Origin of the sequence: Rhodococcus erythropolis R138 (assembly GCF_000696675.2) — a bacterium.
Classification (GTDB): Bacteria; Actinomycetota; Actinomycetes; order Mycobacteriales; family Mycobacteriaceae; genus Rhodococcus_F; species Rhodococcus_F erythropolis.
In genome coordinates, this window is record NZ_CP007255.1 from 1,285,528 (window position 1) to 1,307,731 (window position 22,204).

Genomic DNA, 22,204 nt, shown 5'->3' on the forward strand with positions numbered 1-22,204 from the left:
CAAAACTGCTGGACATACGTCCAGCTCGGTCACGATACAAAGCAAACGGCCATCCTGTGACCGTTTTCGAAGAATTGGGCGTTATCGGCCGCCGTGCTCTGCCTCGATCTTTGCCCACTCCCACCCGCGGAAGTTGGCCAGACGAAGCTCCTCTGCTTCGTCGAAGGTGTACCACTCGGTGCTCGGCGCATCAGGGAGAGTGCCGCGCAAGTATTCGCCCAGGTAGTGAAGTGGGCCTTCCCAGCCGGTTCCGACGCCGTAGCAGCCGGTGTCCGGGTCGTTGCGGAAGACATCGGCGACGGAGGCGTGCTCCAACTCGAGCCAGGTGGCGTCGGGGCCGTCTGCAGTCAGCCTGATCTCGACCTGATCGCTGTATCCGCGATCGCCGGGCGGTGTCCACTGCAGTCGCAGCAGGCGTGGGGCGTCGCAGGCCAGGATCTCGCCACTTGCCTGGCCTTCGAAGGCGTACGAGCCGCCCACCTGGAAGTCTCCGCTCACCGGAAGGAAGAAACGGTTGATGCGGTCAGGGGTCGTGATGGCGTCCCAGACGTCGTCGACCGACGCGTTGTAGCGGCGCTTGAGTACGGCAGTTCGAGCCGCACCTTCCGCGATGTCGCGGTTGCCCATGCTCCGCTCTACCGCGGTGAGGCTGGTGTCCTGGTTCGCGATCTCGGTCATTGTGAGTCTCCTTCGTCGGAAGAATTCGATTGTGAAGATCTGCTCCGCTTCGAGCCGCGTCGTTTCCCGCGTGCGAGTTCTGTGGCCAATGCGTCGAGAGGACCGCTCCAGAACTGCCGGAATCCGTCGAGCCATTGGTCCACTTCTTGCAATGGCGCGGGCTCGACGGCATAGAGACGCCTGGTGCCTTCGCTGCGGACTGTGGCGAATCCGTTTTCTCGGAGCACTCGCAGGTGCCCGGACGCGGTCGGTTGCGAGATTCCGAACTCCGCTGCCACGACTTCGGCGATCTGACCCGCCGAGCGCTCGCCGCTGGACAGGATTTCCATGATTCTTCGCCGAACTGGGTCTCCGAGAACGTCGAACGCATGCACCAGTCATTTATATCGGTAATGGCCAATATAGGCAAGCGCCGAAACTTGTATTCGGGCGTCGGTCAGTCCGAGAGCGCGAACTCGTCGGCGTCGAAGAGTTCACCGATCAGCCCACCGAGATGGCGTCGATGTTCGGCCGACAGTGTCGCTGCCGCCTCGGCATCGTGGTTTGCGCACAGCTCGATCAGCTTGTTGTGATGGTCGACGGAGTCCTGGCTGCCGAGAAGGCTCGAGAACTTGCGGTAGTAGATGCGGTGAATTTGTGGGTGAACCTGGTGAATCAGCTTCTTCAACAGCGGATTTGCCGCAGCGTCGATGATGACGCTGTGTAGGCGATCGTCCGCGGTCAGCGCTCGGCCTATGTCGTTTCGCTTGACGGCAGCGGCGAAGTCTTTGTTGGCGGAGCGCATCGCCCCGATCATCTCGTCGGTGAGGTTCGGTACAGCGGTGACGACGGCCAGTTGGTCGAGAGCTTCGATGACTGCGAGTGTTGCCTCGACGTCGCCGCGGTCGAGGGTGGTGATGCGCGTGTACGCACCGGGCTTCGCTTCCACGAGTCCGGTGTCGACCAGCCTTGCGAGCGCTTCGCGGACCGGAGTTCTGCTCAATCCCAGATACTCGGCGAGTTCGCTGTCCTTGATCTTCGAGCCCGGCGCCAGTTCACCGGTGACGATCGCTTCGCGAATGCGTTCGAGAGCGATGTCGCTCATTCGTGCTCGCTCAACCGGTTTACCGCCACGCAACATACTGGATATCGTACTCTGCACGTTGCTTGTCGCAGGTCAGCCCAGGTCGGCCAACGACGCGTGTTTCCGGGCATCCGCAACGCGTAGGAGCAGCGCGCGGGCGAGAATTGTTGCCGGATCGATGATCTGACAGGTTGTGGCGTCGGCGGGCAGTCCGAGCGGAATCTCGGTGCATCCGGCCACGACGACCTGCGCGCCCGATTCGACGAGAAGATCAGCGGCCCTGACGAGTTTGTCGGTGGTCTCGTCTCCGACGTTGCCACTCTTGATTGCTCGGATCGCCGGCATCACCAGTTCGTCCTGGATCGCAGGTCCTGGCACCAGGACGTCAATCGAGTATTCCGACAGCCATTGTTGATACAACCCGGTGCGGACCGTCCCCGTGGTGGCCAACAGTCCGACGGATGTGACGGCGGGTGAGAGCGTCCGGATGTGCCGAGCAACTTCGTCGATCATGTGGACGACGGGAAGTCCCAGTTGGGATGAGATGGCGGGCAGGAAGGCGTGGGCGGTATTGCATGGGATGGCGAGCGTCGTTGCGCCCGACTCTCGGAGGACGCGCGCACCTCGGAGCAGCCAGGGGGTGGGGTCCGGGCCGTCCTCGGTGAGTGCCAATGTCCGGTCGGGAACCGTGGGATCGGCCCAGATGACAACTTTGGGGTGCTCCTGATCCGTCGAACCTGGCGTCAGGGCAACGAGTTTGGAGTAGAAGTCCGCAGTAGCGGCCGGCCCCATGCCTCCGAGTATTCCGATGACGGGTTCGCTCATGCCCGCCGGAGAGTTGGCGCGCTGCCGTATTCGTTGCACCTTCATGTTGCAATCCAACCTTTCGCATCCAATATATTGGATACTCGTAATGTTGACTACAGTGAAGGAGGTTGAAGGTAGTTGTCAAGTAGGGCGCGGCGTTCCCGGAATTGCGAAGTTCGAGATCTCGCTCGATCAGCAGGGGGTGGGTTCGCCGATCTTGACGGCTGAGAGCACGGCTTCGATTTCACCGAAAGGGCTTCCGGCAGAAGGTGTCTGATCGACAACAATCCAGTTGGAATCGACCAGTTGGCGTCGACCCGCGCCAGTTGCGTCAGCACTTCTGGAGAAGAAGACTCCGGCCGACTGAATGGTGTCCTGCGCGTCTTGAAGATTCATGCACACGACGTTGGGCATGATCGCAGGAGTTGCAGGGGGCGTCACTTCTGCGGTGACTGGGGTGGTGGCCAGTGGAGTATTCGTCGGACCGGCCACCGAGGTGGTCAATGGAGCCTGAGTCGTCGTGGGTTGAGTTGTCGAGGTTGCAGTGGTGGTCGCGGTGGATGTTGATTCGGCCTCGCTGTCGGTGCTTGTTCCTGAGCATGCGGCAAGTGACGCCAAGGCGAATGCGCTGAGTCCGATGCGAACGGCAGTTGAGGACGGGCGAATCGATGTCGAAAAGAGTTGTGGTGCGCGCACAGACGTTCCTTGTCGGTAAAGGGGCGATGAAAAGGGGAGATTCGAGTCAGAGCACATCCGACGCCGTCGATGTGCCTTATGTCGAATAGAACCATAGGCTTTCGGCACCGGATTCGAGAGGAATTGCCTAATGCATTTTCTGGAACTACGACACGCGCAGTGTGAACCCCCAGCGGCGTATTCGCCTGTCCTGGAGAGCTACGGAGATGTGCAGACCGTTCTTCTGGGAACCGACCCGCTTCCCGACCATCGACGGTTCGACGCCGTGATCGTGATGGGCGGGCCGATGGGCGTCGGCGATCAGGGCGAGGTCGAGTGGTTGGCATCCGAGATCGAATACATTCGCGATCTGGTCGAGAACGATGTCCCGGTGTGGGGAGTGTGTCTGGGTTCGCAGTTGCTCGCCGCGGCGCTGGGTGCTCGCGTCTACACGGGCGCTGTGCCCGAAGTCGGAGTTGAGGAGATCACCTTGACTGTCGAGGGCCGGCAAGATCCCGTGTGGGGAGATCTGCCCTCCACATTTCCTGCAATGCAATGGCATTCGGATACCTTCGACATTCCGAACGGCGCGGTGCGGCTCGCTGGTTCTGCCAAGTATCCGAATCAACTCTTCCGATACAAGCAGAGTTACGCCGTTCAGTTTCACCTCGAAGCGTCCTCCGAGGTGGCGCGCGAATGGATGGAACTGGCCGAGTACCGCGACTCGCTGCATGCTTCACTGGGAGCGGACGGTCCGCGCATCTTCATGCATCAGTTGAGTGCTGCCGAGTCTCAGGGGCTCGAGATTGCCGCAGCGGTGATGGAGAAGTGGTTGAAATCGATCTCTGTTGAATAAGGCCGTTTTGTCCTGATTGACTGATTTACCTGTTACCTTGTGTTGTCGTGGGTGGATGAACCGATCCGGTCGAGCAAGACACCTCGTAGAGTCCGGATCTCCCCCGCGAAAGGGGAGCGATGCGCCGGATACGGAAGATATCGACAGCTGCAGTGACGTGTGTACTCGCGTCGACCGCGGTCTTGGGGGCGACCCAGGCTCATGCATCCCCGTGGGATTGCAACGTCACCGGCAGCTTGGATCAATCAGGTGGGCCGACCAATCCGATTCCCTGGCTCAACGGAACGGACGGGAAACTTCCGGAATTGCAGGGCCGCACCTCGGCGGTCGAGTACATCACCGGCGCGCTCAGCCCCAACCAAACCGTCGAGCGTTTCAACGTTCTCGGCACGGATCTCGGCATCATGTGGGACAACGGCGCAGGTCAGGTCCTGACAGCCTTCGGCGACACCGTCGGCATCGGATCTGACCCCCTGTGTTCCGGGGTGGTCGGTGACTGGCGCAGCAACGTCCTGTTCCGTAGCTCGGACGGAAATCTGTCCGACGGCATGAACATCGACTCCTCACCGACCGACCGGCCGAATCACTCACGCGAGATCATCGGAAGTCTGAAAGTCACCGGCGTCGAAACCAGCAGCATTCCGACGACGGGTATCTCGGTTGGCGGCGTTCAGTACGTCAACTACATGTCGATTCGTTCGTGGGGAGGGTCGGGCGAGTGGGTCACCAACTTCTCGCAGATCGCGTCCTCGCACGACAACGGTGAGACCTGGCAGGTCGAACCGGCCTCGTCCCGGCCCAATCTGCCGTTGACGGGTAACGACAACTTCCAGATGGGTTCCTTCGTCAAAGACGGTGGTTACGTCTACAACTTCGGTACCCCCGCGGGACGTTTCGGCGAGGGGCGCCTCTCGCGGGTCAAGGAAGCCTCCATCGCGGACGTCGCGGCGTACGAATACTGGGACGGAAAAGCATGGGTCCCCAACAATCCCGCTGCCGCTGCAGTAGTTCTCGACGGGGATGTCAGCGAACTGTCGGTGCAGTACAACGACTATCTCGGCAAGTTCGTCGCGATGTACTCCAACGAGTGGGGAGCGCTGGTGCTGCGGACGGCGTCGGACCTGACCGGCCCGTGGAGTGCGCCCGACGTAGTGATCGGCACCGACGAGGTTCCGGGACTCTACGGCGCGTACATGCACCCCTGGTCACAGGGGCAGGACCTCTACTTTCTCGCCACCACCTGGTCCGACTACAACGTGATGCTCATGAAGACCACGCTGCACCAGTGAACCGGATGGTTATCGTTGAACGGTGAGCACCACCGACAATGCGCTACTGATCACCGCCCTTCGAGACGTGTTGGTGGGACCACTACCCGAAATCGGCCGACGATTTTCGACGTTGATCGCGGACATGGCGCCGCACACTTCCCTGGTGATCTTCACCCGTGAATGCACCGGTAGGCCGCGCAAGGTCGCCGGGGATCCAGCCGTCGTCGATCGTGTGACCATCGCCGAACTCGACCGTATCCGTACGGATCTCACTGTCGGACAGATCTTTCGGGGAAAATGCGCTGTCGCCGGCCGGGACCGTGAAGTGCTTGCGATGCTTGATCGAACCGATACGCTTCTCGTTTTGACACCGCACCCCGTACCGGTGAAGACAGCATCCCTCGAATTGATCCAGGCACTGTTCGCAGTGACTGCAACCGGAATTCAGCTCCAGGTCCGGAACGCGAGCCCGGCATATCTCGCCGAGTCACGGGCAGCGTCGTCGGAGCGTGCACGCACCGTGGCGGAGATGACGGAGGTGCATGCGGCCACCCTCGAGACGATGCTGGCGACGCTGCGCTCGGCGGATCTCGACGACACACGTGCGCGAACCTCGGCCAGGGAGACTGCGGCCTCGGCTCTGATCGGCCTGCGTTCAGCCGTCGACGTGCACCGCGAGTTGGCCGAAGAGTCGACCACCACGGCTTTTGCACGGATGCGTGGGGAATTGCGTTCGCTGCTCAAGCATCGGGAAATCGCGTTGGAGTTGGTGGAGCCACCCGTCGACGGGCGTGGGTTACCCGGTGAAGTGGCGCACGGCGCCCGCGCGGTCGTCCGCGGCGCGGTCTTGGCGTTGTCGGATCAGCAGATGCTCTCGCGTATCCGGGTGGCCTGGACGCTCGACGCGGCTTCACTCTCGATCGACATTCGCGACGACGGCGGTGGTGAAGCCGACGTGGTTGACGTGGAACGTCAATTACGTTCGAGGGTAGAGACTTTGGGTGGAACCGTCGAATCCGAGTCGACGCCCGGGTGGGGGAACCGGATCAGCGCAACCATCCCGCTCGACGCCCCCGTCGCCCTACCGAACCGCGACGTCCTCACCGAACTGGCTCCGCGGGAGTTCGAGGTACTCGAGCATCTGGTGGCCGGACGGCGCAACAAGGCGATCTCGGAGCGCCTCGGCGTCAGTGAGAGCACAGTCAAGTTTCATGTTGCCGGGGTCCTGCGGAAATTGGGCGTCGAGAGTCGGGGTGCGGCGGCCGCCGCGGGCGCCGAGGCCGGCGTGAAGCCCGCGCCCTAGTCCTTTCGGCCAGGTCGGTCAGTCAGTTCGACCAGGGTTGCGGGCACCTGCTTCGGGCTAACCTTTGAACGAGTGCACATATCGCAATGTGAAAACACGGCGCCATGTGACGACACGTCCTCAAATCGCACGAAGCCAGGAGCAAAGCCATGCCACAGCAGGTACGCGGCGTCATCGCCCGATCCAAGGGTGCCCCCGTCGAAATCGTCCCCATCACGATTCCCGATCCCGGTGCCAACGAGGTAGTGGTCGCCATTGCAGCGTGCGGTGTGTGCCACACCGACCTGACCTACCGCGACGGCGGAATCAACGACGAGTACCCGTTCCTGCTCGGGCACGAGGCGTCGGGCATCGTCGAGAGCGTCGGACCCGGTGTCACTCACGTCGAGGTGGGCGACTTCGTCGTCCTCAACTGGCGTGCCGTGTGCGGGCAGTGTCGTGCGTGTAAGCGTGGCCGCCCGCAGTACTGCTTCGACACGTTCAACGCCGAGCAGAAGATGACGCTCGAAGACGGCACCGAACTGACGCCGGCACTCGGCATCGGCGCATTCGCAGACAAGACGCTGGTTCACGAAGGCCAGTGCACCAAGGTCGACGCCTCGGCCGATCCGGCTGTCGTCGGACTGCTCGGTTGCGGTGTCATGGCCGGCATGGGTGCCGCGATGAACACCGGCAACGTCGGACGCGGTGATTCAGTGGCCGTGATCGGGTGTGGTGGTGTCGGCGACGCAGCGATCATGGGTTCACGCCTGGCCGGCGCCAATACCATCATCGCCATCGACCGGGATCCGCGAAAGCTGGAGTGGGCCACGGAACTTGGTGCCACACACACGATCAATGCCACCGAGGTCGACGACGTCGTCGAGGCAGTCCAGGAGCTGACCGGAGGTTTCGGTGCCGACGTGGTTGTCGACGCAGTCGGTCGCCCGGAGACCTGGAAGCAGGCGTTCTACGCCCGCGACCTCGCGGGAACTGTAGTGCTGGTGGGTGTTCCGACGCCGGACATGAAGCTGGAAATGCCGCTGGTGGACTTCTTCTCGCGCGGCGGAGCCCTCAAGTCGTCGTGGTACGGCGATTGCCTGCCCGAGCGTGACTTCCCCGTTCTGGTCGACCTGTACCAGCAGGGGCGTCTGCCGCTCGAGAAGTTCGTCAGTGAGCGCATCAAGCTCGACGAGGTGGAGAAGGCCTTCGAGACGATGCACCGCGGCGAGGTCCTCCGTTCGGTGGTGGTCCTGTGACATTGCGTGTCGATCGCGTCGTCACCTCGGGCACGTTCAGCCTCGACGGCGGAACATGGGACGTCGACAACAACATCTGGCTGATCGGTGACGACAACGAAGTGGTAATCGTCGACGCAGCTCACACCGCGCAGCCGATCATCGACGCTGTCGGCGGACGCAAGGTGATCGGAATCGTCTGCACCCACGGTCACAACGATCACGTCACGGTTGCGCCGGAGCTGGCCGAGAAGCTCGACGCTCCGATCTACCTGAACCCGGCCGACGATGTGCTCTGGGAGATGACTCACCCCGGGGTGAAGCATCTGAGCTTGGAAGATGATCAGCGTATTGCTGTGGCGGGCACGGATATTCTGGCCATCCACACACCCGGCCATTCCCCGGGGTCGACGTGCCTCTACCTGCCGGAGGCCGGCGAACTGTTCAGCGGCGACACCTTGTTCTCCGGTGGACCCGGCGCAACGGGGCGCTCGTACTCCGATTTCCCGACCATCATCGGATCGATCCGCGACAAGCTGTTTGCCTTACCTGCCGAGACCAAGGTTCACACCGGTCACGGTGACGGCACGACGATCGGCACCGAGGCGCCGCATCTCGAAGAATGGATCCGCGCCGGATCCTGATGTGATCAGAAGTGAAGTGGGGACGCCGGTACCGGCGTCCCCACTTTTTGTCACAACGCTGATGCCCAACCGGCGGTGTCGTTCTCACCCGGGATTGCCATCAGGCCGTGCCACAGTTCGAGGATCTCGAACCATTCTGTCTCGGATCGGCTGAGGGGACGTACCGATTCGTAGCCGGCGCGCAGGCTCTGCCGTACCGCGATCGGGGTCGGTCGCCAATCGGTGAACAGGGTGCCCAGATAGACGCTTGCCTTGGCCAGGTCGCTCACCCGGTGGTCGATCACCACCTCGTCGAAGTCGAGTACTCCGGTGGTCTGAGAGTTTCGAGTCAGGATGTTGGCTGCACGGAAGTCGTTGTGTACCAGTTGAATTTGGTCATCGAGCTCGGACGCACGCGCCAGGAGGCCCACGAGCCTACGCGTTGCCTCAGGCGCGAACCCGCGGTCGAAATTCTCGAGCCAACCACCGATGCGCTCCATCAACCCGGTGCTGCGCGACGAGAAAACCGATCCGTCGACACGGGTGGCGCCGAGCGTTCGGTGTATTTCTGCCAGACATGCTCCTGCCGAACGGACCGCCGCGTGGTCCTGCACGTCCAACCAATCTCCCGCCATCTCCGGCAGTACGGTGAATGACACTGCGCACGAAGGCCCTTCCAGTGTTTCCCGGTCCAATCCGTTCAGGGAAGTGATTGGCGACGGAACGGGCACGCCCTGCGCGGCGAGTGCGCTCAGCAGGCGCGTCGACGCCTCCAGGTTCGTGAAGCGCTCTGTGGCGCGCGACCACTTCACCACCAGCCCACCTCGGTCGCTCGCAACCCACACAATCGCGTTCTGGTCACTGATCGCCATTCGCGAGCACTCGAGGGCCGTCAACCCCCAAGTCTGCTCGAGTACCGCCGAGACCCAATGGGTGGCTGCGCCAAAGCTGTTGAATCCGAATCGCTCCTCCAGAGCGGCTTCCGGCTCCACCGACTCCCAGAGCATGGACAACCCGAGTGGCAACATGCTGTTCGACTCTAGTGGGATGAACACAGTCATCTCATGCGTCAGGAGCAGGTTTGCCCGATTGTGTAGCTGCGTTTTCGAGCATCTCGATTCGGTTGTTGAGCCGCTCGATCGTCATACGCACACTCCAGATGAGTTCGACGAGGCTTTCCTGCATGACGGGGATGCCCATGATGTCCGACAACTGGCGCCACAGCGCCATAGTCGACTTTCGATGGGAATCGTATGTGACTTGTAGCGCCGCCAACTGCACCTCTGCGGGTACTTGATCCTTGACATGCGAACCGAAGGGTGGGGGTTCCTGGTCAACCCACGGCGACCATCGCGATTGGACTTCTGCCTCCGTCATCTTGGACAGTCTTTCCAGTATCTCGCGGCATGCGGCGGGTGAGGAGAACACCGTTTCGAGGCATCGGTGGTAGTCCGGGGGTTGCATTTGCTTGTGTTCCGACATTGATCAGCGCTCCGCGTACTCCGTCCGGAGACGAAGGTTACGAGAGTACACCGAATCGGCCTTGGCGACAGCTGCAGTTCAGCCGCCTTGACTCAGTTCGCTGAAGATCAGGTTGGTCTGGGTATTGGCGATAGCCGGATCGTTGAGGTGTGCGCTGACGAAATCGCGAAGCCGGGTGGGGGATTCACACGACACGTGCACCAGGAGATCACGGTCCCCACTCATCAGGAACACTCGCTGAACTGAATCCAATCCGCTCAGGTGCTCGGCAATTTCCGTCATCCGGCTCCTGGCGTGGGAGTGAATCAGAATCGATACCATCGCCGAGATCTCGAGGCCGAGTAGCTCGAGGTCTATGTCTGCATGAAACCCCTTGATGACGCCCGATTCGCGTAGAGCGCGCATCCGCGCCAGAGCGGTCGACGGCGCTATCCCGACCTTCTCGGCGAGTGCATTGTTGGGGATGCGTGCATCCCGGACGAGTTCGCGGAGAATCGCCGTATCGACGTCGTCGAGCCGAACATGATTCGGCCGAGCCGCGGCTGCCGCCCGTTCGATCGCATTAATCATCCGATTTCTCCCTGCCGTTGCGAAAATATTCAGCAACTATTGACCGCGCCCGTCGATGATTCTAGCTTTTGCCAAACACATCGAATTATCAAACGGTCGAGATCGACACAGTCGACTGTTGCGACGAAGGGGTCCGGATGGTTCCGAGGATCGGCCGACACACGGGCGATTCGGGGGCGCGGTTGATCGACATCAGCCCGCCGATCTCCGAATCGACGCCCGTGTGGCCAGGTGATACCGCCTTCAACCGGGCTGTTACGTCAGATCTGGGCGGCAGTGACGCCGTCACCATCAACAGAATCACCACCACACCACATATCGGTGCTCACGCCGACGCACCGGCGCACACCCGCATCGACGGTGCGCCCATCGGTTCCGTTCCCCTCGGGCCCTATCTCGGTGAGGCCCTGGTGGTCGACATGACGGGGGTCGACGGTGCCGCCTGCATCAAGCCCGTCGAAGAGACCGTGGAGCGACTCGGCGGCCATCTGCCGCAGCGGCTGATTCTGAGGACGTACCCGAAGTACCCGAGCGAGTGGGAGAACGACTTCGCCGGTGTTTCTCCGGACCTGACCCACTGGTTCGCCGACCGCGGTGGAGTTCTGATCGGAATCGACGGCGCGTCGTTCGATCCGATGGACAGCAAGACCATGGACGGGCACCACGCGGCAAGCGATCGTGGCGTCGCGATCCTCGAAGGACTTTGCCTCGACGACGTCGACGAAGGCTACTACGAGTTGATCGCACTGCCGCTGAAGTTCCTCGACCTCGATGCCAGCCCGGTACGCGCCGTGCTCCGGACTCTGCCTTCATCACTTTCAACGCCGACACATGCAGGAGAAGAATCGTCATGACATCGACAACCACCCTTTCGCTGGAAGACTGCGTCAAGGCCGACGCAGTGGATCCCCTGAGGGAGTTCCGCCGCGAGTTCGCGATTCCGGAGGGCGTTCTCTACTTCGACGGAAACTCTCTCGGCGCGCGTCCCATTGCCGCACAGGAATGCGCCGCGAGAGTGATCGGCGACGAGTGGGGCAACGGCTTGGTTCGCAGTTGGAACGAGGCTGGATGGTTCGACCTCCCGGTCCGCCTCGGTGACAAACTTGCCCCGTTGCTGGGAGCAGGTGAAGGCGAAGTGGTAGTGACGGATTCGACGTCGATCAACCTGTTCAAGGCATTGGCCTCCGCACTGTCCATCGCGGCTGCTCAGGATCCCAGCCGGAAGGTGATCGTCTCCGAGCGCGACAATTTCCCCACTGACCTCTACATTGCGGAGGGCATCATCTCGCTGCTCGATCAGGGATACGAACTACGCCTGATCGACCAACCGGGCGACCTCACCGAAGCAGTAGGACCAGACACCGCCGTAGTGATGTTGTCGCACGTCAACTACCGCACCGGAAACCTGTATGCGATGACGGAAGTCACTGCAGCAGTGCAGGAACGTGGCGCCCTCATGATCTGGGATCTCGCGCACTCGGCCGGCGCCGTCACTGTCGATCTGAGCGGCGCCGACGCCGACTTCGCGGTCGGGTGTACGTACAAGTACCTCAATGGTGGTCCGGGTTCACCTGCATTCATCTGGGTCAACCGTCGCCATCAGAACACCGGAATCCAGCCGCTGTCCGGGTGGTGGGGGCACGCGCGACCGTTCGCGATGGAGTCGGCCTACGAACCGGGCGCGGGAATACGACGGTTTCTGAGTGGTACTCAGCCCATCACGTCGTTGTCGCTCGTCGAGTGTGGTCTCGACGTCGCGCTCAAAGCTGACATGGCCGACATCCGGAGCAAGTCGCTCGCGCTGGCCGATCTCTTCATCGATCTCGTCGAGGAGCGTTGCGCGGCCTACGGTTTGGAGTTGATCACGCCTCGCAAGCACGAGCGTCGTGGCTCGCACGTGAGTTTTGTTCATCCCGAGGGCTATTCGATCATGAAGGCTCTCATCGCGCGGGGCGTGATCGGCGACTACCGCGAACCAGGAGTGCTGAGGTTCGGTATCACTCCGCTCTATCTCGGATATGCCGACGTGTGGAACGCCGTCGACGTGTTGCGAGACATCCTCGAGAACAAGTCCTGGGATCGCCCCGAATTCCGCGAGCGCGACGCAGTCACCTGATTCTTCCAAGTTTCCGCGGACCGGGAGGTACCGCCTTTCGCAAGGAGCTTTCATGAGTGATTTCAAAAACATTCAGCAGCGAGAATCAGGTCTCAAACGCGAACTCGGCCCCAAGCAGATGAGCATGATCGCGCTCGGCGGTGCAATCGGCACCGGACTCTTCCTCGGCAGTAAGTTCGCCATCGGATTTGCCGGCCCGAGCGTCATCATCAGTTACGCGATCGGCGGGTTGATCGCCCTCCTGCTGATGGGTGCCCTCGCCGAAATGACCGTCGCACATGCGACATCAGGTTCGTTCGGTGCGTACGCAGAGTTCTACGTCGGACCGTTGATCGGCTTCCTCGTTCGCTATCTCTACTGGTCATGCATCGTCCTCGCGGTCGGGACCGAGGTCACCGCGATCGGTGAATACATGCAGTTCTGGTTCGCCGACGTACCGTCGTGGCTGTGGATCGTGTTGTTCTCCGGAGTGCTGATCGGCGTGAACATGTTCAACGTCAAGGCCTTCGGAACGATGGAGTACTGGTTCTCGACGATCAAGGTCTTCGCGATCGTGGCGTTCATCGTGATGGCAGCGTACGTCGTGTTCGGTAGCGGGAACCCGGACTACGGATTTCACAATTACACGGCCGGTGGCGGATTCTTTCCGAATGGTTTGTCCGGCATGTGGTTTGCCGTGATCGTATCGATCTTCAGCTACTTGAGCATCGAGATGATCGCCATTGCGGCCGGTGAGGCGGAGAACCCGGCGGTGGCGGTGAAGAAGGCGTTCCGTGTGACGATCGTCCGGCTGTTCGTCTTCTACATCGCAACCCTTGCTTTGATTCTGGCAATTGCTCCGATGGACAAGATCTTGAGCGGCGGAAGCCCTTTCGTCACGGTGATGCAGGTCGTGAAGATTCCGGGCGCAGACAGTGTGCTGAACTTCGTGGTGATTATTGCCGCGCTGTCCGCGATGAACAGTCAGTTGTACGTGTCTTCGCGAATGATGTTCTCGCTCTCGCGTGCTGGTGACGCGCCGGCCATTCTCGGCAGGGTCAGGGCCAACGGCTCGCCGGTCAACGCCCTGTTACTGTCGACGTCGGGTATCGCCGTCGCCACAATCGTCTACGTGCTTTTTCCCGAGCAGGCATTCACGTTGATGATCTCGTTGTCGATGTTCGGAGCGATGGCGACGTGGCTGCTGATCTTCGTGACGCACTGGTTCTTTCGCAAGCGGACGAAGGAGGACGGAACCAAACTTTCCTTTACGATTCCGTTCTTTCCGGTGGGAACAATCCTCGGCGGAGTCCTCATGGTCGCGATTCTGATCACCACGTTGTGGGTCGACGATTTCAAGATGACGCTGGTGTTCGGAGTTCCGTTTGTTCTTGCCGTGATCGGCATCTACTACTTCACCCGATCACGTCGGGCGCAGAGTCGAGCGGTAACGGCTGAACAGGTTCAGGACGAGATCACCGGCACGGTGGTCAAGCGGGTTCCCTGACTCGCATTGGCAATCACAGGGTTTCGGCAAAGAACTCCATAGTGCGGGTCCAGGCGAGGGCAGCAGAATCCGGGGCGTAGTGGCTGGTCGAAGTGTCGTTGTTGAACGCGTGGCCGGCGTCGGCATAGCGGTACACCCGGGCGAGATCGGACGCGGTTGCGCGCAATTGCTCGACGCTCTCCGGCGGGATACTCGGATCGAGGTCGCCGTAGTGACCGAGCCACGGGACCTGCAGTTGCGCTGCAAGTTCGGTGCCTGCCGCGATTCCGTCCCATCGGGCCTCGGCGACACCGCCGCCGTAGTACGTGACAGCGGAATCGACGAGGGGTACCGCGGCACACCACAGTGACGCGGTGCCGCCCATGCAGAATCCGAGGGAGCCGACTCTGTCTGCTCCCTCGGATCGGCTGTAGTCGACGGCGGCACGTACGTCGTGGCCGATGCTTGTGCTGTCGAGTGCCATGAGCGCATCCTTCGCGGACGGGAAGTCGGTGAAGGAGGTCTGTGCGCCGCGGTGGTAGAGATGCGGGGCGACGGCAAGGTAGCCGCCATCGGCGAGACGCTCGAGGATGCTCTCGATGTGCTTGTTCACGCCCCACGCTTCTTGGAGAACCACAACCGCATGCTTCGGTTCTCCTGGCGAATCCGGTCGGCTGACGGTCAGCGGTACGTCACGTGTGGTCGTCGTGAAAGTTCCCATGTCCCGACTGTATGCGAGTACGGACTGTATTCGAGTACGGACTGTGGGTGCCCGGTCGAACTAGACTCGTCGAATGTTCAGTTCCGACGTTCCGCCGATCAGCCTGGGCAGTTGGCCGACGCCCGTCGAACCTTTGGCGCGTTGCGCGAAGGCACTCGGATTGGGGCCGGAAGACCTGTGGATCAAACGTGACGATGTCACCGGACTAGGCGGCGGCGGCAACAAGATCCGAAAGCTGCAGTACACCTGCGCTCAGGCTTTGGCCGTCGGCGCGACGACTTTGATCACTACCGGTGCACCGCAAAGCAATCACGCTCGGTTGACTGCATCCTCAGCAGCCCGTTTGGGATTGCGTTGTGTGCTGGTGCTCGGTGGTGCCGAGCCGGAATCCGCGCAGGGAAATCTCGTTCTGGATGCACTCGCGGGCGCTGAGATCGTCTGGGCCGGTGGGGACACGGCATCCGCGGTCGACGCCGCGGTGCAGGCCGTCGCTGACTCGGGCGGAGTTCCTTTTGTCATTCCCTTCGGTGGTACCAGCGCGGTGGCCGCGCAGGGTTACGTCGACTGCGCACGCGAGATCGAGCAGCAACTCCCCGGAGTGGAACGCGTCGTGGTTGCACTCGGATCGGGCGGAACGATGGCTGGACTTGTCGCGCATCTGGGCGTCGACAGAGTTGTCGGCGTCGATGTCGGGGCTGTTGCCGATCCAGTGTCGACTGTCGCTGGGTTATTGGACGAGATGCCTGGTCCGACCGTGCGAGCCGCGGATCTTCAGATCCTGCGAAACCAAGTTGGACAAGGATATTCGACGCTCACGGAAGCATCAGCCGGCGCGATCCGATGTTTGGCTCGTACGGAGGGCATCTTCCTCGACCCGACGTACACCGGCCGAGCCTTTGCGGGTTTGATCCAACTCGTGAAGGACAAAGCCATCACGGCGGGATCAGAAACGGTCTTCCTGCACACCGGTGGGTTACCTGGCCTGTTCGGACATCCCGAACTGTCGACGCTGCGGTGAGCGAGCAGATCGACTACCCGCTCAGCAGCCCGCTCGACGAGCTGTCCGAGTGGCAACGCGTCGTGCGACCGCTGCGCGTCAGTGCCGACGGGTATCTGCGTTTGGCGACCAATCGGCTGTCAGTCGACTCCGACTATACGTGGGAGATGCACCGCCACAGCGATCACGAATTGCTGTGGGCGATCGACGGTGTTCTCGAGGTCCGTACTCCGGAGACTGTGTACACGGTGCCGAGCGGGGTCAGTCTGTGGATCCCGTCCTATGTTCCCCACGAGGTGACGGCGCGTAGCGGCACAGAATTGTCGTGCACGTGGTTGGTGGCATCCGATGTGACCGGGTTGGATCGTGTGGTGGCCTTGTCCACCCCTCCGCTGCTCGAACAAGTACTCGATCACCTCACCCGAGACGACTTGACCGACGCGGCTCGTCGACGAGCCGAGGCGTTTGCCATCGACCTCGTCGAACCCGTTCCGCGACTGATTTTCGATGTGCCGCTGCCGACGACGCCGTGGCTTCGGCAGATCGCAGATCAGTTGGTTGCCAGCCCGGCCGACACCCGATCGGTCGAGGAGTGGGCCACCGACGCGAAGGTCAGTACGAGGACTCTCACACGAAGGTTTCCGGCCGAAACCGGATTGACCTTCTCGGAATGGCGTATGCGACTGCGGGCTCATCATGCGATGCAACTTCTGGCACTCGGTCGAAGCATCTCGTTTGTATCGAGGAGGACGGGTTTCCGTTCCGAAAGCGCGTTCGGTGCGGCTTTTCGTCGCACGATGGGTGTGACCCCGGGGGAGTTCGCAAGCCTGATCGATCATCCGCGCGCGCCAATGACCGATTGGCTACAGGACTAGTCCGAACAGCGACTCAAAGCACCTCGATCGGACTTGTGTCGTGCCACAGAATGAACTTAGGGTTGGCTAAACAATCACCTCTGTAGGAGTTCTGCGTGCGCGCAATTCGATCATTTTCTTTCTGTTCCAGAGTCATCGCAGCGGCGGCAGTTGCCGTTGTCGGTGCGATGGTGGTGACTGGCTGTTCCTCGTCATCGGCCGACTCCGAGCCGACGGACGTCCGGACCGTTGCATCGGCATACGGGGACATCGAGGTTCCCGCCTCGCCGGAGCGCGTCGTCGCCGCGTCGTACGACACTCCTTGGCAGCTCATGTCCCTCGGAGTGAAACCGGCTGCTGTGCAGGACTACGGCAAGTGGATCAGTGAATTCACGCCGGAGCAGCAGGCCTTCGTCGACGGGCTCCCGACCATCGGGCCCTACGGGGAAATGAACTTCGAAGCGATCGCTGCGGCAGATCCCGACATCATCGTCGGCGACGCCGACGAGGTGGACCAAGCGGCGTTCGACCGTCTGTCTGGCATTGCGCCCACCGTCATCGTCAAGGGCGAGAGTCGAGGCGACTGGAAGACGATCACCACGGAGATCGCCGGGGCGATCGGCAAGACGGACGTGCTCGAGTCGACGCGCACTGCTTACGAAGAGAATCTCGAACGTGTTCGTGGCGAGTACGCGGACGTGATCGCGAACAACAAGTGGATTCACATTTCGCTCGGAGACGCACCCCGCGCTTTCTCGGTTCAGCAGCCCACTGGTGCGATCGGCAATTTGGTCGTCAGCGAACTCGGATTGGCGTACGGGCCCGGTGTTCCGACCAATTACACCGCTGCCGGATACGAGTCCTACCCGATGGAGCAGTTGGCCGACATCGTGAACGGTGTAACGGTCGTGCTGTATCCGCTGAACGCGGACGGGTCGACCAGTGCGGCGGTTCAGGCGGTCCTTGACGACAACCTCTTCACGAGGCTGCCGGCGGCGCAGGCTGGCCACGTCTTCGGATTGCAGTCGAGTGTCACAGATTTCGTGACCGCGAACGGTTGGCTGAACGAAGTGAAAACGAAGGTGTTTGCAACGCTCTGACGCTTGCTCACCTTTTGACTGCGCGCCCGCAACTGACCAGTTGAGGGCGCGCAGTCTTTTTGGTTGCCGCTCCGGGTGAGAATCCTGTCCTCTGCTTATGATTTCTGTCACTGCCGGTTACCGTTACTTCGACGAGGGCGACGCGGTTCGACCTTGCCTTGGCAGGGATCATCGATCCTCGGCGACGTGCGGAGGTGGTCGCCATCCCCGCAGATCCGTGGGGTATTTTGTCCGTATCTACTGTCGGGGTGAGCAGTGATGTGCGGGGGAGTTTTTGGTGAGTACAAGCGCTCGTGCCGTCTTTCGAGCAGGGCGCTCTGGATTTCGGGACCATACCCGTCCGGACATTAGTTCTGGTTTGCTGAGCGTGAACGGTGCGTGGGGCGAATCGTTCGAGGGGACGAAAGGCGAGATCGGCGAATGACAGCGACTTCCGACGCACGGCATACCGAATCGAAGGCTGTCCAGAACACTGACTCGCCGTCTGGCGAAAACCCGCGCTGGCGCGACCGCAAAAGGTACCTGTGGCCGCTCGGATTGCTGATTCCACTCAGCCCGTTCATCTCCTGGTTTCTCGTCGACAACCTTCGTCTCGGATTGTTCTGGGCGACCGGCGCGTGGCTGCTGGTCATCGTCATCCCGATCATCGACATGTTGGCTGGTGAAGACGGCGAAAGTCCGCCGGACGATGCGATCCCACGACTGCAGAAGGACCGCTACTACCGCTGGTGCACTTACGCGTTCCTCCCCTTGCAATACGCCGGTCTGGTCTTCGCCTGCTGGTGCTGGATCAACGCTCCGATGGGAATCGCGGAGAAGATCGCGATGTCGTTCACGGTGGGTGTCGTCGCCGGCGTCGGTATCAACGCGGCCCACGAGCTCGGCCACAAGAGCGAGAAGAGCGAACAGTGGCTCGCGAAAGTGGCGCTTGCGCAATCTCTCTACGGGCACTTCTACGTGGAACACAATTTCGGCCACCATGTGCGTGTAGCTACTCCGCAGGACCCGGCCAGCTCACGGTTCGGTGAGAGCTTCTGGAGGTTCTTGCCACGAAGTGTGTTCGGCGGGCTGCGTTCGGCATGGCGCATCGAGAGCGCGCGACTCCAGAGGAAAGGCAAACGAACCTGGAGCTTCGAGAACAATATTCTCAACGCTTGGGCGATGAGTGTTGTCCTCTTCGCGACGCTGATCGGTATCTTCGGTTGGGAGGTCGCGCCCTGGCTCCTGCTGCAGGCAGTTGCCGGATTCACCTTCCTCGAAGCGGCGAACTACCTCGAGCATTACGGTCTGCTGCGTGGCAAGCGTGCTGACGGCTCGTACGTTCGCTGCAGCCCCGCTGACAGTTGGAACAGCGATCACGTCGTGAGCAATCTGTTTCTCTACCAACTGCAGCGGCACAGCGATCACCACGCCAACCCGAAGCTGCGGTACCAAAGTCTGCGTAGCGCGGCCGAAGCGCCGCAACTTCCGGCCGGCTACGCAGTGATGATCGTGATCGCGTGGATTCCACCACTGTGGCGCCGGGTGATGGATCAGAGATTGTTGGACTACTACGACGGCGACACAGAACGAATCAACGTCGGCTGATCACGTAGCCGTCCGCTGAACTGTTCGGAGTTGTCGTCTCAGCGACCGTCATCCCACACGGTGTTACCGCTTGCGGTCGTCGAAGGGTAGTCCTGGACCGCGTCCCAGTGTTCGACGATTTTGCCGTTCTCGTCGAATCGGAAGATGTCCATCGAGCCGCTGCCGGCCGTTCCCTCACCGGACGAAGCGAAGGTCTGAACAAAGACGAAGTCGCCCTCGGCTACCGTCCGTGGAAACTTGGTGGCCTTGTCTCCGGTAACGGGTTCGATCCCGGCCAGTGCGGTGACAAATGCGTCCTTGCCGTCAGCGAACGAGGGGTTGTGCTGGGTGTAGGTCGGGCCGACCAGCTGGTCGGCAGCCTCGGCGGCTTTGCCCTCGTTGAAGGCGAGCTGCAGGAACGTCAACGCGTTGGCCGTGTTGCGCTCCAAGACTTCTGACGACTTGGACGGCGACGAGGTGGGTCCGTCGAACATCGTGTTCGGATTTGCGGACGTTTCCGGCACGTCTTGAATGGCATCCCAGTGTTCGACGATCTTGCCGTTGTCGACGCGGAAGATGTCGAACACGGCCTGGCCGCGGTCGCCGGGTGCAGACGTGGTGTGAGACTGGAGGGCAACCAGATCGCCCTCGGCGAAAACACGAGTGATCTCGGCGTGCAATCCGGGTGTGGCCTCGACGTAACCGCCTATGCCGCTGACAAATCCGGCTGCCCCGTCGGCGGCAGTGGGGTTGTGTTGGATGTAGACGTCGCCAAGGTACCGGTCGGCGGCTTGCTGTACCTGACGGCCGTTGAACGCCAGCTCGTAGAAGTCCGTGACGACGGTCTTGTTGGATTCGAGTTGATCGCCCTGTTCGGCAACAACGCTCGTGGACGTCGTAGAACTGCTGGGCGTTGCGGATTCCGCGTCGTTGGAGCACGCAGTGAGCAGGAGAGCGGCGGCAGCGGGAACAGTGATCCAGGCTGCGCGCCTACGAAGGTTGCTCATGTTCAGTGTGCGACGGTGAAACGCTGGCGACGGTGGGCCGGAGTCTCGATCTCGTCGACAAAAGCGTGGGCGTAGTCTTCGCCCGCGATGGCGGAGTTGCCCTCGGCGTCCGTCAGGAGAATGTCGCCACCCAACTGGAACGATCCCTTCGGGGCGACGCCGGCATGGGCACCGAACGCTGCGGCCGGGCTCACGTAGAACCAGTCGACATTGCTGTCGGTCGCGCGGAGCGCATCGAGGACGTCGGCGTGAGCGAGCGCCTCACCCTTGTATGCGTCCGGGAAATCGGGGGTGTCGACGACGCGCGGCCCACCCTCGGCGACCAACAGGCTGCCGGCGCCACCGACTACGGCAATGCGAGCACCGTTGCGTGCGGCGGCATCTGCGAGGGGAGTGACGGCGTCGAGCAGGCGCTTGCCGTCGATCTCGCGAGCGGGGATGGCAACGACAACGACGTCGTTGTCTGCCGTGATCTGCTCCACGATCGTGTTGTCGTGAACCGAACCCTGCACGACATTCGTGTCGGTTCCGGACTGCGCGCTGCGAGCGACGACGGTTACCTCGTGGCCGCGTGAAGCGGCTTCCTTCGCGATTGCGCTTCCTGCAAAACCGTTTCCACCGAATACTGCGATCTTCGACATGGCGTGTGCCTTTCCGTGCTGTCGTCGTTGTGCTTGTAGTAGTAAATTTATTCACCTGGAAGGTCGATGTCTCGGTCAGATGCGGGCAGTAATTGGTGAAAAACAGACATCTTGATGACGATGGGCCGACTGCTTCGGGTCGAAGTTGCGAACCGTAGGGTTGGTACATGACTCTCACCGCCGACAACAACGCAGGTCCGCTGGCAATCGAGCGCTCGGATGTCGAAGCCGCACGGACTCGTATCGCAGGACTGGCGCGGCGTACTCCCACCTTTCGAACTGCGGTGCCGACACCACACGGTGAGGTGCCGGTTCTGTTCAAGCTCGAGTACCTCCAACACGGCGGCTCCTTCAAGGTGCGCGGCAGTCTCAATGCAGTGGAACGAGCGGTCGCCGACGGCACCATGCCTGACGCAGGCGTGGTGATCGCGTCCGGCGGCAACGCTGCGATCGGCGGTGCGTGGGCCGCGCGGCGCCGAGGACTCACCTGCACAGTGGTGGTGCCGGAGACAGCGCCCGAAGCAAAGGTGAAGGCACTTGGGGAGCTGGGTGCAACCGTTCACAAGGTCGGCGACCGGTATGCACTCGCCGCTGCCGCTGCGGCGGACATCGCACGCTCGAGCGGTGCGCTCGAACTGCACGCCTACGACCTGCCCGACATCGTCAGCGGAGCCGGGACCATTGCTCTCGAGATCGAGGACGACGCATCCGGACCGATCACGTATTGCGTTGCAGTCGGCGGCGGCGGGTTGGTCTCTGGAATCGTCGCAGCGGCTCGTCCCGAAGATCAAGTGGTAGCCGTCGAGCCGACCGGGGCTGCCACCTTGCGCACCTCGCTCGATGCGGGGCGTCCGATCGATATCGAAGTGAACAGTATCGCCGGGGACTCATTGGGGGCCACACGGATTGGCGCCATCGCCTGGGAGACACTGCATGAGAGTTCGGTTAACAGCGTTGTGGTCGACGATGATTCGATCCGGCAGGCGCGGGCGTTCCTGTGGCGGGAGTTCCGGATCCTGGTGGAGTTGGGAACCGCGGCAGCAATGGTTCCGGTTCTGAACGGAACGGTGACGCCGCCGTCCGACGGTGAATTGTGCGTCGTTTTGTGCGGCGCCAACACGCATCCGACCGACCTGTAATTTTCGCGTATTTCTTTGCCTGCGTGTGAGAAAGTCCCAGGTGGGTACCTCTC

24 protein-coding genes are annotated in these 22,204 nt (G+C 61.6%); 13 read left to right on the plus strand and 11 right to left on the minus strand.

The window, feature by feature from the left end:
- Window positions 1-81: 81 nt before the first annotated feature.
- The 5 genes from H351_RS05865 to H351_RS05885 form a co-directional block, all read right to left on the minus strand.
- Window positions 82-678 (minus strand): SRPBCC domain-containing protein, encoded by a 597-nt coding sequence (locus tag H351_RS05865; protein WP_021345803.1) that lies wholly within the window; start codon window positions 676-678, stop codon window positions 82-84.
- On the minus strand, window positions 675-1,052 hold the full coding sequence (locus tag H351_RS05870; RefSeq protein WP_029256467.1) for an ArsR/SmtB family transcription factor: 378 nt from the start codon (window positions 1,050-1,052) through the stop codon (window positions 675-677). The genes H351_RS05865 and H351_RS05870 overlap by 4 nt, the downstream gene beginning before the upstream one ends.
- 62 nt (window positions 1,053-1,114) lie before the next feature.
- A complete protein-coding gene (locus H351_RS05875) occupies window positions 1,115-1,798 on the minus strand; it encodes a GntR family transcriptional regulator (protein WP_029256466.1) in 684 nt (227 codons plus the stop codon).
- Between the two features lie 36 nt (window positions 1,799-1,834).
- A complete protein-coding gene (cuyB, locus tag H351_RS05880) occupies window positions 1,835-2,611 on the minus strand; it encodes a cysteate racemase (RefSeq protein ID WP_232253260.1) in 777 nt (258 codons plus the stop codon).
- A 129-nt stretch (window positions 2,612-2,740) separates the two neighbouring features.
- The gene (locus H351_RS05885; protein WP_021345800.1) at window positions 2,741-3,244 is read right to left on the minus strand and encodes a PASTA domain-containing protein; all 504 of its coding nucleotides are present in this window, start codon (window positions 3,242-3,244) and stop codon (window positions 2,741-2,743) included.
- 130 nt (window positions 3,245-3,374) lie between these two features.
- Between H351_RS05885 and H351_RS05890 the strand changes: the two genes are divergently transcribed.
- From H351_RS05890 to H351_RS05910, 5 genes are all read left to right on the plus strand, one after another.
- Window positions 3,375-4,079, plus strand: coding sequence for a type 1 glutamine amidotransferase (locus H351_RS05890; protein ID WP_029256465.1), 705 nt, complete (start codon window positions 3,375-3,377; stop codon window positions 4,077-4,079).
- 119 nt (window positions 4,080-4,198) lie between these two features.
- A complete protein-coding gene (locus H351_RS05895) occupies window positions 4,199-5,368 on the plus strand; it encodes a DUF4185 domain-containing protein (RefSeq protein ID WP_019745686.1) in 1,170 nt (389 codons plus the stop codon).
- Window positions 5,369-5,390: 22 nt separating this feature from the next.
- The gene (locus H351_RS05900) at window positions 5,391-6,653 is read left to right on the plus strand and encodes a helix-turn-helix transcriptional regulator (RefSeq protein WP_019745685.1); all 1,263 of its coding nucleotides are present in this window, start codon (window positions 5,391-5,393) and stop codon (window positions 6,651-6,653) included.
- A gap of 149 nt (window positions 6,654-6,802) precedes the next feature.
- Entirely contained in the window at window positions 6,803-7,891 is a 1,089-nt protein-coding gene (locus H351_RS05905) for an S-(hydroxymethyl)mycothiol dehydrogenase (RefSeq protein WP_007730860.1), read from the plus strand.
- Window positions 7,888-8,514: an MBL fold metallo-hydrolase gene (locus H351_RS05910; RefSeq protein WP_007730862.1), complete on the plus strand. Its 627-nt coding sequence runs from the start codon at window positions 7,888-7,890 to the stop codon at window positions 8,512-8,514. Before H351_RS05905 ends, H351_RS05910 begins: the two co-directional genes overlap by 4 nt.
- A 50-nt stretch (window positions 8,515-8,564) precedes the next feature.
- Here the strand turns inward: H351_RS05910 and H351_RS05915 are convergent, their stop codons facing one another.
- The 3 genes from H351_RS05915 to H351_RS05925 all read right to left on the minus strand — a co-directional run bounded on the left by H351_RS05915 (window position 8,565) and on the right by H351_RS05925 (window position 10,545).
- Window positions 8,565-9,521 (minus strand): phosphotransferase enzyme family protein, encoded by a 957-nt coding sequence (locus H351_RS05915; protein WP_029256464.1) that lies wholly within the window; start codon window positions 9,519-9,521, stop codon window positions 8,565-8,567.
- Window positions 9,522-9,555: 34 nt separating this feature from the next.
- Complete coding sequence (locus tag H351_RS05920) at window positions 9,556-9,870, minus strand: hypothetical protein (RefSeq protein ID WP_139120551.1); 315 nt, start codon at window positions 9,868-9,870, stop codon at window positions 9,556-9,558.
- A gap of 183 nt (window positions 9,871-10,053) precedes the next feature.
- On the minus strand, window positions 10,054-10,545 hold the full coding sequence (locus H351_RS05925; protein WP_007730865.1) for an Lrp/AsnC family transcriptional regulator: 492 nt from the start codon (window positions 10,543-10,545) through the stop codon (window positions 10,054-10,056).
- Between the two features lie 137 nt (window positions 10,546-10,682).
- Between H351_RS05925 and kynB the strand changes: the two genes are divergently transcribed.
- From kynB to H351_RS05940, 3 genes are read left to right on the plus strand one after another with little or no spacing between them, the layout of a single operon-like run.
- Window positions 10,683-11,399, plus strand: a complete 717-nt coding sequence (gene kynB / locus H351_RS05930; protein WP_029256463.1) for an arylformamidase — start codon at window positions 10,683-10,685, stop codon at window positions 11,397-11,399.
- Window positions 11,396-12,661, plus strand: coding sequence for a kynureninase (gene kynU, locus H351_RS05935; protein ID WP_029256462.1), 1,266 nt, complete (start codon window positions 11,396-11,398; stop codon window positions 12,659-12,661). Before kynB ends, kynU begins: the two co-directional genes overlap by 4 nt.
- Window positions 12,662-12,713: 52 nt before the next feature.
- A complete protein-coding gene (locus tag H351_RS05940) occupies window positions 12,714-14,147 on the plus strand; it encodes an amino acid permease (RefSeq protein ID WP_029256461.1) in 1,434 nt (477 codons plus the stop codon).
- Between the two features lie 13 nt (window positions 14,148-14,160).
- Here H351_RS05940 and H351_RS05945 read toward each other — a convergent pair whose 3' ends face one another.
- Window positions 14,161-14,847 (minus strand): dienelactone hydrolase family protein, encoded by a 687-nt coding sequence (locus H351_RS05945; RefSeq protein ID WP_029256460.1) that lies wholly within the window; start codon window positions 14,845-14,847, stop codon window positions 14,161-14,163.
- 73 nt (window positions 14,848-14,920) lie between these two features.
- Here H351_RS05945 and H351_RS05950 point away from each other — a divergent pair, with 73 nt between their 5' ends.
- From H351_RS05950 to H351_RS05965, 4 genes are all read left to right on the plus strand, one after another.
- Window positions 14,921-15,865 (plus strand): D-cysteine desulfhydrase family protein, encoded by a 945-nt coding sequence (locus tag H351_RS05950; protein ID WP_029256459.1) that lies wholly within the window; start codon window positions 14,921-14,923, stop codon window positions 15,863-15,865.
- Window positions 15,862-16,719, plus strand: coding sequence for a helix-turn-helix transcriptional regulator (locus tag H351_RS05955; RefSeq protein ID WP_021331765.1), 858 nt, complete (start codon window positions 15,862-15,864; stop codon window positions 16,717-16,719). The genes H351_RS05950 and H351_RS05955 overlap by 4 nt, the downstream gene beginning before the upstream one ends.
- Before the next feature lie 95 nt (window positions 16,720-16,814).
- Window positions 16,815-17,798 carry an ABC transporter substrate-binding protein gene (locus H351_RS05960; RefSeq protein WP_029256458.1) on the plus strand — a complete coding sequence of 328 codons (984 nt, stop codon included), beginning with the start codon at window positions 16,815-16,817 and terminating at the stop codon, window positions 17,796-17,798.
- Window positions 17,799-18,218: 420 nt separating this feature from the next.
- Window positions 18,219-19,385, plus strand: coding sequence for an alkane 1-monooxygenase (locus H351_RS05965; RefSeq protein ID WP_029256457.1), 1,167 nt, complete (start codon window positions 18,219-18,221; stop codon window positions 19,383-19,385).
- A gap of 38 nt (window positions 19,386-19,423) precedes the next feature.
- On the opposite strand, the gene H351_RS05970 is transcribed toward H351_RS05965, so the two are convergent.
- A complete protein-coding gene (locus tag H351_RS05970) occupies window positions 19,424-20,371 on the minus strand; it encodes a nuclear transport factor 2 family protein (RefSeq protein ID WP_003943020.1) in 948 nt (315 codons plus the stop codon).
- Between the two features lie 2 nt (window positions 20,372-20,373).
- On the minus strand, window positions 20,374-21,012 hold the full coding sequence (locus H351_RS05975; RefSeq protein WP_020909412.1) for an NAD(P)-dependent oxidoreductase: 639 nt from the start codon (window positions 21,010-21,012) through the stop codon (window positions 20,374-20,376).
- A gap of 167 nt (window positions 21,013-21,179) precedes the next feature.
- Here H351_RS05975 and H351_RS05980 point away from each other — a divergent pair, with 167 nt between their 5' ends.
- Window positions 21,180-22,151, plus strand: a complete 972-nt coding sequence (locus H351_RS05980; protein ID WP_037119884.1) for a serine/threonine dehydratase — start codon at window positions 21,180-21,182, stop codon at window positions 22,149-22,151.
- Window positions 22,152-22,204 lie beyond the last annotated feature (53 nt).